General features: G+C 32.4%; 10 protein-coding genes. 7 read left to right on the top strand and 3 right to left on the bottom strand.

Features of this window, described 5'->3' with window-relative positions:
• Positions 1-95 precede the first annotated feature (95 nt).
• A complete protein-coding gene (locus tag WAF17_RS04775; RefSeq protein ID WP_338766916.1) occupies positions 96-1,163 on the top strand; it encodes an NAD(P)-dependent alcohol dehydrogenase in 1,068 nt (355 codons plus the stop codon).
• Positions 1,164-1,343: 180 nt separating this feature from the next.
• On the opposite strand, the gene meaB is transcribed toward WAF17_RS04775, so the two are convergent.
• Positions 1,344-2,357, bottom strand: coding sequence for a methylmalonyl Co-A mutase-associated GTPase MeaB (gene meaB, locus WAF17_RS04770; protein WP_338766914.1), 1,014 nt, complete (start codon positions 2,355-2,357; stop codon positions 1,344-1,346).
• 286 nt (positions 2,358-2,643) lie between these two features.
• Here meaB and WAF17_RS04765 point away from each other — a divergent pair, with 286 nt between their 5' ends.
• Both WAF17_RS04765 and WAF17_RS04760 read left to right on the top strand, forming a co-directional pair.
• On the top strand, positions 2,644-3,882 hold the full coding sequence (locus WAF17_RS04765; RefSeq protein WP_338766912.1) for a CHASE2 domain-containing protein: 1,239 nt from the start codon (positions 2,644-2,646) through the stop codon (positions 3,880-3,882).
• 348 nt (positions 3,883-4,230) lie between these two features.
• Complete coding sequence (locus tag WAF17_RS04760; RefSeq protein WP_338766910.1) at positions 4,231-5,214, top strand: hypothetical protein; 984 nt, start codon at positions 4,231-4,233, stop codon at positions 5,212-5,214.
• Between the two features lie 274 nt (positions 5,215-5,488).
• On the opposite strand, the gene WAF17_RS04755 is transcribed toward WAF17_RS04760, so the two are convergent.
• Both WAF17_RS04755 and WAF17_RS04750 read right to left on the bottom strand, forming a co-directional pair.
• Positions 5,489-7,426, bottom strand: coding sequence for a peptidase M61 (locus WAF17_RS04755; protein ID WP_338766907.1), 1,938 nt, complete (start codon positions 7,424-7,426; stop codon positions 5,489-5,491).
• Positions 7,427-7,522: 96 nt separating this feature from the next.
• Positions 7,523-7,948 (bottom strand): DUF2809 domain-containing protein, encoded by a 426-nt coding sequence (locus WAF17_RS04750; RefSeq protein WP_338766904.1) that lies wholly within the window; start codon positions 7,946-7,948, stop codon positions 7,523-7,525.
• 216 nt (positions 7,949-8,164) lie between these two features.
• Between WAF17_RS04750 and WAF17_RS04745 the strand changes: the two genes are divergently transcribed.
• The 4 genes from WAF17_RS04745 to WAF17_RS04730 all read left to right on the top strand — a co-directional run bounded on the left by WAF17_RS04745 (position 8,165) and on the right by WAF17_RS04730 (position 12,310).
• Positions 8,165-8,590, top strand: a complete 426-nt coding sequence (locus WAF17_RS04745) for a hotdog fold thioesterase (protein WP_338766901.1) — start codon at positions 8,165-8,167, stop codon at positions 8,588-8,590.
• A gap of 108 nt (positions 8,591-8,698) precedes the next feature.
• Positions 8,699-10,666: an amidophosphoribosyltransferase gene (locus tag WAF17_RS04740; protein WP_338766898.1), complete on the top strand. Its 1,968-nt coding sequence runs from the start codon at positions 8,699-8,701 to the stop codon at positions 10,664-10,666.
• 64 nt (positions 10,667-10,730) lie between these two features.
• Complete coding sequence (locus WAF17_RS04735; RefSeq protein WP_338766896.1) at positions 10,731-11,366, top strand: hypothetical protein; 636 nt, start codon at positions 10,731-10,733, stop codon at positions 11,364-11,366.
• An 11-nt stretch (positions 11,367-11,377) separates the two neighbouring features.
• The gene (locus WAF17_RS04730) at positions 11,378-12,310 is read left to right on the top strand and encodes a ChaN family lipoprotein (protein ID WP_338766894.1); all 933 of its coding nucleotides are present in this window, start codon (positions 11,378-11,380) and stop codon (positions 12,308-12,310) included.
• Position 12,311 lies beyond the last annotated feature (1 nt).

Below are 12,311 nucleotides of genomic sequence, written 5' to 3'. Positions count from 1 at the left end.
TTGATATAAGTTGGAACATTCAAGAAATAAAATTGTTCATTTTATGAAAACCCAAAATAAATAATTTTTTAAACTATCAAATACGACTAAATTATATGTCAAATACAGTAAAAGCATTTGGAACAGAAGCTAAAGACAAGCCTTTAGAACAAATGACTATTGAGCGAAGAGAAGTAAAAGCAAAAGATATTGAAATCGATATTTTGTATTGTGGTGTCTGTCATTCAGACCTGCATACAGCAAAAAACGATTGGGGTGGAACAGTTTATCCATCAGTACCAGGGCATGAGATTGTTGGGAAAGTAACTAAAGTGGGGAGCGATGTTACCAAAATCAAAGTAGGCGATTATGCTGCTGTGGGTTGTATGGTAGATTCTTGCCAAACCTGTGATAGTTGTAAGCAAGACTTAGAACAATATTGCTTGAATGGTTTTACAGGAACATACAATGGAAAAGATGAACATTTGGGAGGACGAACTTTCGGAGGATATTCTGAAAAAGTAATTGTAGATGAAAATTTTGTTTTAACAGTTCCCAAAAACCTTGCAGATTCTAATTTGGCTGCGGTTGCACCTTTACTTTGTGCAGGTGTTACTACTTGGTCGCCTTTGGTACATTGGAATGTGAAAAAGGGAGATAAAGTAGCTGTTGTTGGTTTGGGAGGTCTTGGACACATGGCAATCAAACTCGCAAAAGGAATGGGAGCAGAGGTTACGCTTTTCTCTCGTTCGCCAAGCAAAGAAGAAAATGCTAAAGAGTTGGGAGCTGATACTGTTATTATCTCAACAGACGAAAAACAAATGAAATCAGTAAGAGGAAAGTTTGATTTAATTATTGATACAGTTCCTTATGAACACGATTTGAATCCTTATGTTTCGACGCTTACAATTAATGGAACTTTAGTTTTGGTTGGTTTTATAGGAGAATTGGATTCTATGATTCAAACACCAGCTATGATAATGGGAAGGCGTTCTATTGCAGGTTCTGTAATTGGTGGAATCAAAGAAACACAGGAAATGTTAGATTTTTGTGGAAAGCATAATATTGTTTCGGAAATTGAAGAAATCAAAATGCAAGACATCAATGATGCGTATGAAAGAATGCTCAAAAGTGATGTTCGTTATCGTTTCGTGATTGATATGAAATCTTTAAAGGATAATTAAAGAATAAATTTTATCACAGTTATTTTTATATGTCAGTCTTCCAGACTGACCTGTGGTAATAAAAGCTACTTTTTTATGTTCAGGCAGAGATGTCTAAACTACGTGAAATAAGTCTTGATAATTTTTAATTACGAATTATTAGTAATAAATGGTTAATTGTAAACTAAACGAGGTTTGCAGTTAACCATTTTTTGTGTAATAATTCTCTAAAAGCTCCTTTGCTACCTCTACGGCATTTCTGTTTCCACTTGCCACTTGTTTTTCTAAATCAGATAATTGAGTTTTGATATTTTTAGTTGCATAAAAATCTCTTTTTAGTTGCTCTTCAATCGTTTGATGTAACCATTGTTTATTCTGCTGACTACGATTATTTTGAAAAAATCCATTAGATGAAGTTTGTTTTATAAAATCGTTGATTTTACTCCAAATACTTTCTATTCCTTTATTTTCTAAAGCCGAACAAATTTCTACTGGAACTGTCCATTTTGCATCATTAGGAGGAAATAAATGTAAAGCGTGTTTGTATTGAGATTTTGCTTGTGTAGCTGCATTTTTGTTTTCTCCATCTGCTTTTGTAATGACAAGCATATCAGCCATTTCCATAATGCCACGTTTTATACCCTGCAATTCGTCCCCTGCTCCTGCAAGCATAAGCAAAAGAAAAAAATCTACCATTCCTTTTACAATCGTTTCTGACTGCCCAACGCCTACTGTTTCTATCAAAATTATATCAAAACCTGCTGCTTCACACAAAAGCATTGTTTCTCTAGTTTTCTGACTCACTCCCCCCAAAGAACTCCGAGCTGGAGAAGGACGAATATAAGCGTTTTTATGATTAGAGAGTTTTTCCATTCTTGTTTTATCTCCCAAAATACTTCCTCCCGAACGCTGACTACTTGGGTCAATGGCAAGAACAGCTACTTTTTTGTTTTGATTCTCTAATTCTGTCAAAAACAACCCGAACGTTTCAATAAATGTACTTTTCCCTACCCCCGGAACGCCTGTAATTCCTACACGAATAGAATTTCCTGTATAGGGCATTAATTTATCAATAATTTGTGTCGCAAGTTCATTATCACTTTCCAACTGACTTTCTATGAGTGTAATGGCTCTACTCAAAATAAAAGGATTATGCGCCAAAATTCCGTCTATGTATTCTTGAGGTGTTAAGCGTGAACGTCTGTTTTTTGCCATAAAAATTAAAAACTATAAAAGATGTAATGTTGATAAATTGTTGATTTTGCTCTTGATAATTAAGTAACTTGTGAAAAATAACACTCTATAATTTCAGATTCTTATCAAAAAAACGTTATTTTAATTAGAAAAGAAAATTTAGTATTTATTTCTATTATAAAAAAGTAATTCACAACGTACAGGCGTATTAGAAATAATTTGTATCTTTGCATATATTAACAGAATAGGATTTTCTACTATATCACCACTTTTTGAATCTATTACTTACAACTTATCACTTTAACTAATGCGTTTTTTACGAAAAATATTTAATCTTGCTACCATTACAGGGACAATTGCTATTTTTGCGTTTATGTTCTTGTTGCAGACGGTTGCCGTAAATTTTGACTTTCTAAATATCTTTGAACAAACGATTAATAACTTCAAAATTTCTGATGTTTATTTTTCCCAAATTAGAGATAATGAAAAAATAGAAATAGATACAAATATAGTTATTGTAAATATTGGATATTTGCCTAGAGGTGGATTAGGAGCGCAAATAGAAGTTATCTCAAGGTATAAGCCCAAAGTAATTGGTTTGGATGCTATTCTGAGAGGAGAAGCAAGAAATTTTCAAGGCAGACTGACTCCTGTTGAGGATTCTGTTATGGAATCTTTTCTACAAATAGCAAGTGAAAGGTGTCCAATTGTGTTTGCCTCGAAGCTAGAAAAACCAAATGAAGATAGTAAGAGCTTTGATAGTTTGGGAATGCCTTTTTATCCTTTTCAGAAATATACAGAGTTAGGTTATGTAAATGTTGTTACAGATGAAGATACAAAGTTTGAAACGGCTCGTATTGTATCTCCAAAAGAAAAAGTGAAGGATTCAGTAGAATATAGTTTTGCGACAAAACTCATACAACTTTCGTATCCTAAGAAAGCAGAAACACTTTTAGCTAGAAATAATGAAGTAGAAACGATTTATTATCGTGGAAATTGGCAAAAATTTATGGTCATTGACCCAATGGATGTTTTAGAAGAAAATTTTGACCCATCATTTTTCAAAGACAAAATCGTCATTATGGGATATATGGGTTCTACATTTTTGCAAGATGACGGTGTAGATGATAGGTATTATACGCCAATGAACACACGACCTGTGGGAAGAGCTGCAACAGATATGTACGGAATTATGATACACGCCAATATGCTTTCGATGATTTTGCACGAAAACTATATTGATGTAATTCCTTCTTACTTAGCAATTATTATTTCTGTCTTGATGTGTTTTTTCAATGTTGTACTTTTTACCTATATTTATTTCCATAGAAAATTAGGAACTTGGTATGATGTTATCACAAAAGGTGTTCAGCTTGTAGAAGTTATTATCTTTGTATTTATTTTTATTTGGACATTAGCTACCTATAATTTAATGTTAGAAGTAACTGTCGGAGTTTTGGCAGTTGTTTTGTCTGGAGATGTTTTAGAAGTCTTTTTGGCTATTTTAGCGAATCTATATCCTAAATCTACTCGTGCCTATGAATAAAAAAAGTAAAAAATCAAGAAAATTGATTGGAAGCAAACTAAAGATAAAATAACTAAAATCTGTATCTAGTAATAAAATCGTAAAAATCACACTAAATTTTCAGATTTTTACATCTTTTCAGTAAGTTTTCACGTAAAACGGTTATATAATTATTTTTTGTTCGATTTTTGTAGATTATTAAGATAAAAATGTCTGCTTCAAAACTTTAATTGTTAGAAATCGTTACACTTAACAAAGCACATACTGAAAAGCTAATTTATATAAATGACGTTTTTCAAAACCATATCAAAATTAATAGTATTCAAAATACATTTATCAAATACTTACCTCAATTAAATTTATAAAACTATGAAAACAAAATCACTATTTCTAGTAGCTCTAATGCTTCTTATTGGTGGAACTACAATGGCGCAAAATTATGCCTTCCGTGTTCTGACTGCAAAAGGAAACAATACAGCTTCTAATAACGCAATCCGTGTAGGCTCTAAACTCAATAATACTGATGTTATTGTGATGGAGCAAGGAGGATATTTAGGTCTTCTACATACAAACGGACAAACTGTTGAGCTTCGTACGAAGGGAACATATAAAGTAAACGAACTTGCAAGTAACTTAAAAGCAAGTAATAATTCTAGTCTTACATCTCGTTATGCAAACTATGTAGTTTCTGAACTTACTTCTGCTGCTGAAGAAGCGAGTGGAGAAAATCGTTATAAGCACATGGGAAAAACAGGTGCTGTAGAGCGTGGAGATAAAAAAGCTATTACCATCATTCAAGAGAGTAAAGTAAATATGCTAGGTGATAAGCTAGAAATCGAATGGTTTGTTTACGAAGATATAGCTAAAATAGACAAAAAAGAAGTAAAAGAGTATCGTATTGTTCTTACAGACTTACGTAATAATGAACTTTATTCGGAAGTTACTAAAGAAACTTCTTATGTAATTGATTTTTCTCGTCCAGAACTTCAAGACCAAACAGCTGTTCTTTACAGAGTAGAAGTAGCAGATGAAGACAAGAAGGATAGAAACTTCAAATCAGGTAATCAAGTTATCAAAAAAGAGAAGGAAAGCGATGCTAAGAAAGAAATTCGTGAGCAATTAGACCAAATTGGTGATGATACTGCTTTAGGACATCTTATCAAAGCTCAATACTTGGAAGAAACAGGTTATTATGCAGAAGCTGCAATGGCTTATAAAGCTGCAATGGCTTTAGCTCCAGAAGTAGAAACGTACAAAATTCTTTATGATAGTTTCACAGAACGTAATACGATGAGTGAAAAAGCAATTATAACTCAAGATAAAGAAAAAAATGCATCATTAAATAATGACTAATAATTGTATTCAGTATTAGAAATTTATATATCAAAAAAGGTCTTTACTTAATTGTAAAGACCTTTTTTGTTGTCTATTGGAGGTTAAGTTCTATTTTAATGTGAACTCAGTATTATATTTATTATCAATTAGTTAGTGTATTCTTTTTAATTTCGGTACTGCCCTGTAGGGCTGACCTTGATTAAAATTAGGTCAGTCCTGTTAGAGCAGACCGAAAGTAGCTTTTCTAAAAGATAGAGAAGTATTTCAGACTGTTTTTAATACCGAGTTCATGTTATTTTACTTCCCACTTTTCCCATGCTTTCAAGAGTTCAGTTTGTTTTTCGTTTTTGTCTTGTGCTTCTTCAAAACCAAAATCTTGTTCTTGTTCTACAAACACAGGTTTTGATTTTAGTGTTCGTTTTTTGATTTTAGTTTTTTTCCTCTTCTTTATTTTTCTATTGACAACGATTTCCATTTCTTCATCTTCTTTATAACTAGCTTCTGTTATTAAGTCTAAGAAATTGGTAGCATCTACTTTTTGGTCATTTATCTCTAAGATAACATCACCTTCTTCGAACATCTTTCCAAACTCGTTTGCACCCTCCATACTAAAAACGCTTACTTCTTTTGTTTCTGGATCAACAGCCAAACCAATATTTCCAAAATTAAATACTTCTTCTGTTCCGTCTCCAGTTGTGTTTATACCAATGGTTTTTAAGTAATCTGTATAAGGTAACTCTTTGCTTCCCTCTACATAATCAGCAAAGAAAGTACGGATTTCTGGGTAGGTCATTTCAGTAATTACATCAAAAAGTTTATCATCTTCAAAAGGTTGTTCTGTACCATATTTTTTTGATAAATCTTGCATTAAGTTCATCAAGCCATATTTTCCATCAGATAATTCTCTCAAACGAACATCCAACATCCAGCCAATCAAAGCACCTTTTTCATAGACATTTCCATATTCATCAGCGTATTTATCCAAACAGCCCAAACTCATTTCTGTAAAAGGAACATCAGAATAATTATTAGCCTCACTTACTTTATCACGCATTTTATCCAAAAATTCTTCTAAAGAGATAAGTCCTTGCTGCAACAAAACATGGTTTGCAAAATATTCAGTTACGCCTTCATAAAGCCACAAATGCTTTGACATTTTAGGATTGATAAAGTCAAAATAATGAATTTCTTCCGAATGAATGGAAAGTGGAGTTAGTATATGAAAAAATTCGTGCGCTGCAATTTCCACGACTGTGTTGGCAAGACGAGAAGCCCCCATATTAGGCAGAAAATAAAGTGAAGAATAAGAGTGTTCCAATGCTCCATACGAACCCGAATTACTAAAACCATCAAAGATATAAATCAAGAATGCATATTTTTTGATAGGTAACGTTCCTCCTAAATAGTTTTTCTGTGCTTCTAACGATTTCTGCACTTCTTTTGCTACTTCCTCTGCCTTTACTGTTCCTTTTTCATGAAAAACTGAAACCAAAATTTCAGCTCCTCCTACCTCAAAAGTAACTGTATCAGGAATAGAATAAAGCATTGGGGAATCTGCCAAAAGATGGTAATCTGAAACTAAATAAGTGTCTATTTTTTCATTCGTTTTTGCAGCAACCAAAGGCGTAGAACCATAAAAACCTTTTGGCTTCACTACATTTATATCAAAAGGCTGACGTTTAAAATCTTCCAAATAACCAAAAAAACCATGTGTGTTGATAACAAAAACATCATCTTCAATATCTGTTCCCCCTGGTTCGAAAACCTTATTTTGTCCTTTATAATCAAATGTATCATCCACTAAATAAGAAATTTTATAAACTCCTTTTGTTGGAAAACGCCACTCATTTTCAGTAGGGTGTGTGTATTTAATTTCTTTTCCTGCCATATCAGTTACTTTAAAATCACTCAAAAAGCGACCAAAATCATAGATATGATACGTTCCAGGGACAATCTTAGGCATAAAAAAAGAAATAGAATCTTTATCTGTAACCTCTAGTACATTACTAGATAATTCAAGAGAAGCTAAATCTTTAAAGTAAAGCTCCACAGGAACTTTATCGTTTTTTGATTTGGTAAGGTCTAAGGTATAGGAATATGAAAAACTAGTCTCTGTACTATCTGATAACGATGTTGTCTCAAAATCATCTTGTGCAAAAACAGAGCTTAGTGAAAAGCTAAATACAAAAAGTAAAAAGACAAATTTAGAACTAAATGAAAAAATATTCATAAGATAAAATTAAATTGTATAAATAGAAATAATTGGTTTTGTAATTAAAATAGCAATTTGATTGACAAGAAAAGGTTTTTTAAGGTTCTGTTTTGATTATTTATGATTTTTAGAATGAAATCTTGGATAGAGTAAAGTTTCAGAAATATAGCCTGTCATTACTCCAACTGTATAACTAATTATATCATTCCATTGAAAATTATTTCCCAAAATCAATCTACTTACTTCATAACTCCGAATAAAACTAATCCAGTTAGCTGTTTTTGGTTGATAAAGTTGAAAAAATTCAATTCCATAGCAAAATAGCAAAGTGAGTAGAAACATTCTGTAAGTCTGAACTTTTGTAAATATAAATCCAAAAATCAAGAAAAATAAAATAGCATATAGATAATCTCCAAAATGCTCAGTAATGAAACTAGAAATAAATTCAGTTCTTGAAACCAAACCAATTGTAATAGTAAGGACAATTAATAAAAAATAAATTTTTCGGTTTCTCTGCATTTTGAGTTGTTTGTAATTCATAAATCAAAATTACTTCAAAAATTTCTAAACTATTTCAATACATTTGAATTTTAAAACAAAGTGAATTTATTTTTTAAACAAACCTTATCACGGTTATTTTTGTATGTCAGTCTTCTAGACTGACCGTTAAGAATAAAATTCGTTTTTATATGTTCAGGCAGGATGCCTGAACTACATGAAATAAACTGTGATAACATTTAATAATCAAGTTATAAAATGAGCATTAATATAAAACCAGTAGAGCTAATAAATAAAGGACAAGAAAATACAATGGTTAGTTTTCTAGGCATCGAAATTACAGAGGTTACAGAGAATACGCTTAGTGGAAAAATGCCTGTTGATGAACGTCATATACAAATTATGGGTGTTTTGCATGGTGGAGGTTCTGTCGTTCTTGCCGAAACATTGGGAAGTATTGCTGCCAACATGAGCGTTGATACAACAAAATATGCTTGTATGGGATTAGAAATAAATGCAAATCATATCCGACCTGTGCCAAAAGGAAAATGGGTGTATGGAACAGCAACAGCCCTTCATGTGGGAAGAAAAACACACGTTTGGGAAATCAAAATGACCAACGAAGAAGGCAAACTGACTTGTATCAGTAGAATAACTATGGCTGTTGTTGAGCGTTTTCATTAAGGTTTTTTTAAAGACTTTTACTGATTTTATGGCTATCTTTGTATAATAATTGAACTATTCATCGAATCAGAATACAAAAATTCATTCCCACCTTTTCTTTCTTCTATTATGAGCGAATCTCTCAAACATGAATGTGGAGTAGCATTCTTACGCCTTCGAAAACCACTTGGATATTATATTGAAAAATATGGAACACCTGCTTATCCTGTCAATAAAATGTTTTTATTGATGGAAAAACAGCACAACCGAGGACAAGATGGTGCAGGGTTGGCAAGTATCAAAATCGATATGAAAAAGGGACATCAATACATAGACCGTATTCGTTCGATTGAAGAACAGCCTATCAATCATATTTTTAATAAAATAGGTAAAAAATTTACTAAAGCTCAAAAAGAAGGTAAAAAATACTACAAAGGAAAATGGGTAAAAGAGAATGTTCCTTTTGCTGGAGAGCTATTTTTAGGTCATTTGCGTTATGCAACTTATGGCGCAAATGATGTGCGTTTTTGTCATCCTCTTTTGAGAAGTAGCAATTGGAGAAGTAGAAATTTACTTTTAGCTGGTAATTTTAATATGACAAATGCCGAAGAACTTTTTAGTCATTTGGCAGAATTGGGGCAGTTTCCACAAGAACAAGGCGACACCATTACAGCTTTAGAAAAAATAGGACATTTTTTGGATAGAGAAAACCAACATTTTTACTCTCAATATCAACAAGAAGAAAGGGCAAAGTTAGCTTTTGATGTAAATCCAAATGGAAAAAATTCAACGCAAGAAGTGCAAACTCAAACCCAAACGCTCACTAATGAAGAAATAATCACAAAATTAGAGCAAAATATTGACTGGAAAAAAATTCTTCAACGTTCTTGCAACGATTTTGATGGTGGATATGTCATGGTAGGGATGGCTGGTCATGGAGATGCATTTGTGGCTCGTGACCCTGCAAGTATTCGCCCTGCTTATTATTACATAAATGATGAGGTTATTGTGGCTGCCTCCGAAAAACCTGCTATTAAAACAGCTTTTAATTGTGATTATTCTGAAATACAAGAACTTGAAGGAGGTCATGCATTAGTAGTTAATAAGAAAGCAGATTATGAAATAATTAAGTTTCAAGAACCTTTAGAGAAAAAATCGTGTAGTTTCGAACGTATTTATTTTTCAAGAGGAACAGACCCAGAGATTTATAATGAACGCAAGATGTTAGGAAGGCAGCTTCATCATCAAGTTTTAGATGCCATAGACCATGATTTGGAAAATACTATCTTTTCGTATATTCCTAATACAGCCGAAACGGCATTTTTAGGTTTGGTAAAAGGAGTAGAGCATCATTTGATAGCACAGCGTGAGAAAACATTAAATCCTGATGAGTCCTTGTCGAAAGAAGAATTAATGAAAATTATGTCTTTCCGTCCTAGAGTTGAAAAGTTGGTAATTAAAGATTCTAAGATGAGAACTTTTATTACTGGCGATGCACAGCGTGATGATATGGTAGCACACGTTTATGATACAACCTATGAGATTGTAAGGAAAGGAGTTGATACGCTTGTAGTTCTTGATGATTCGATTGTACGAGGAACAACGTTAGAAAAAAGTATTCTGACGATGCTTGATAAATTAGAGCCTAAGAAAATTGTTATTGTGTCGTCTGCACCTCAAATTCGTTTTCCTGATTGTTACGGAATTGATATGTCTAGGCAACATGAGTTTGTCGTTTTTCGTGCTTTACTAGCACTTTTAGAAGACCGTCATTTGAAATATATGCTAGACGATGTGTATGAGAAATGTTTGGAGTCTAAAAAACAGCCATTAGAAAAAGTAGTTAATCATGTCAAAGAATTATATGATATGTTTGAGTATGAAGAAGTTTCTAATAAAGTAGCTGAAATTATTTCAAAAAATATCAAAGCAGAAGTAAAAGTAGTTTATCAGACCGTAGAAAACTTAAAGAAAGCCTGTCCAAATCATTTGGGAGATTGGTATTTTACTGGTAATTATCCCACGCAGGGAGGAAATAGGGTAGCCAATCAAGCCTTTATTAATTTTATGGAAGGCAAAAAAGTAAGGGCGTATTAAAAAAATAAGAAACCTATAAGGTTTTCAAAACCTTATAGGTTTGAATATCTAAAATATAAAAACAATGAAAAAAATAATCTTAATTATTGCATTATCATTTTTCTATTCAGTTTCCTTTGCACAAGTAGAAGGCGTAGAAGTAGAAAAACCAAAAGAAGAAGAACCAGTCGTAATAGAAGGCGATAAAGAAAGTGAAGATGATGAGGAGGAGGAAAAAATGCGTTTTATTGACCGTCTGTTTTTTGGTGGAAATTTTGGAGCTAGTTTTGGAAACCAAACATTTATAGATGTTTCACCAATGGTAGGATATAGAATTACTCCAAGATTTTCAGCAGGAGTAGGTATAACATATCAATACCAAAGGATAAATGATAGATTCGGTAATTTGTTGGGAAAACAAAGTATTTATGGAGGGCGTGTATTTTCTCGTTATAATATTGCGAATGATTTTCTGGGAGTAGGAAATTTATTTGCACATACTGAATATGAAACACTTTTTGCCAAATATTCTATTAATAATTTTAATGGCACAGCCGAAGGAACAGAATTATTTCCAGCCTTTTTTATTGGTGGAGGATTTGCATTTCCAATAGGAAATCGTTCAGCTTTTACAATTTCGGCTCTCTATAATCCTTTTTATGATGAGTTTAATTCTCTATATACAAGTCCTTTACAAATTCGTATAGGTGGATTCTTCTAAGAAAAAAACTAATGAAAAAATATAACATTTCTTTCCTTGCCTTATTACTTCTTCTACTTATGTCTTTCCAAACTGACAAACCAGCTTATCAAATTTTTGATGCAGCAGGAAAAAAATCATCTTACAAGTCTATCTTAGAAAAGGCACAAGAAGCCGATATTATTCTTTTTGGAGAAAGCCATAATAATCCGATTATTCATTGGCTACAAATTGAGCTTACAAAAGGTTTATATAAAGAAATAAATAAAAATAAATCTGAAAATCAAAGCAAAAAGTATAGTAAAAACAATCTGATTTTAGGCGCAGAAATGTTTGAAGCTGATAATCAAACTATTTTAGATGAATATCTGAATGATATTATTACAGAAAAAAACTTTGAAGCCGAAGCTAGATTATGGAACAATTATAAAACAGATTACAAGCCTTTGGTAGAATTTGCGAAGGAAAACAATCTTGATTTTGTAGCTACAAATATTCCTCGTCGTTATGCTTCTTTGGTTTCCAAAAAGGGTTTATCTAGTTTGGATTCTCTTTCGGAAGATGCAAAATGGTTTATGATGCCTTTGCCTGTTGAAGTAGATTTAAAATTACCTGCCTATGCCAATATGCTCAAAATGATGGGAGTTCATTCTACTTCTGATACGGAAAACGTAAATGAAAGTGCTGCAAATTTTGCTTATGCACAAGCCGTAAAAGATGCAACAATGGCGTATCGTATCAATAAATACTATTCAGAAAATAAAAATTCAGTTTTCCTACATTTCAATGGTTCTTATCATTCAGATAATTATGAAAGCATCGTGTATTATCTCAAAAAATACAATCCAGACTTGAAGGTAATGACAATCACAGCAGCCGACCAAAAAGAATTAGATTCTTTAGAGAAAACAGGTGTGGCTGATTTTGCGATTGTTACGCCTCTTTCTATGACTAAGACGTATTAAT

The organism is Bernardetia sp. ABR2-2B (assembly GCF_037126435.1).
In the GTDB taxonomy this organism is placed as follows: Bacteria; Bacteroidota; Bacteroidia; order Cytophagales; family Bernardetiaceae; genus Bernardetia.
The sequence above is the reverse complement of the archived record's forward strand: the minus strand, read 5'-3'. Positions and strand labels throughout refer to the sequence as shown.

What these genes read in the sequence shown, in the direction of transcription:
- WAF17_RS04730 (WP_338766894.1), top strand. Translation starts at nt 11,378, where the DNA reads ATGAAAAAATATAACATTTCTTTCCTTGCCTTATTACTTCTTCTACTT.
- WAF17_RS04755 (WP_338766907.1), bottom strand. Translation starts at nt 7,426, where the DNA reads ATGAATATTTTTTCATTTAGTTCTAAATTTGTCTTTTTACTTTTTGTA.
- WAF17_RS04740 (WP_338766898.1), top strand. Translation starts at nt 8,699, where the DNA reads ATGAGCGAATCTCTCAAACATGAATGTGGAGTAGCATTCTTACGCCTT.
- WAF17_RS04735 (WP_338766896.1), top strand. Translation starts at nt 10,731, where the DNA reads ATGAAAAAAATAATCTTAATTATTGCATTATCATTTTTCTATTCAGTT.
- WAF17_RS04745 (WP_338766901.1), top strand. Translation starts at nt 8,165, where the DNA reads ATGAGCATTAATATAAAACCAGTAGAGCTAATAAATAAAGGACAAGAA.
- meaB (WP_338766914.1), bottom strand. Translation starts at nt 2,357, where the DNA reads ATGGCAAAAAACAGACGTTCACGCTTAACACCTCAAGAATACATAGAC.
- WAF17_RS04750 (WP_338766904.1), bottom strand. Translation starts at nt 7,948, where the DNA reads ATGAATTACAAACAACTCAAAATGCAGAGAAACCGAAAAATTTATTTT.
- WAF17_RS04765 (WP_338766912.1), top strand. Translation starts at nt 2,644, where the DNA reads ATGCGTTTTTTACGAAAAATATTTAATCTTGCTACCATTACAGGGACA.
- WAF17_RS04760 (WP_338766910.1), top strand. Translation starts at nt 4,231, where the DNA reads ATGAAAACAAAATCACTATTTCTAGTAGCTCTAATGCTTCTTATTGGT.
- WAF17_RS04775 (WP_338766916.1), top strand. Translation starts at nt 96, where the DNA reads ATGTCAAATACAGTAAAAGCATTTGGAACAGAAGCTAAAGACAAGCCT.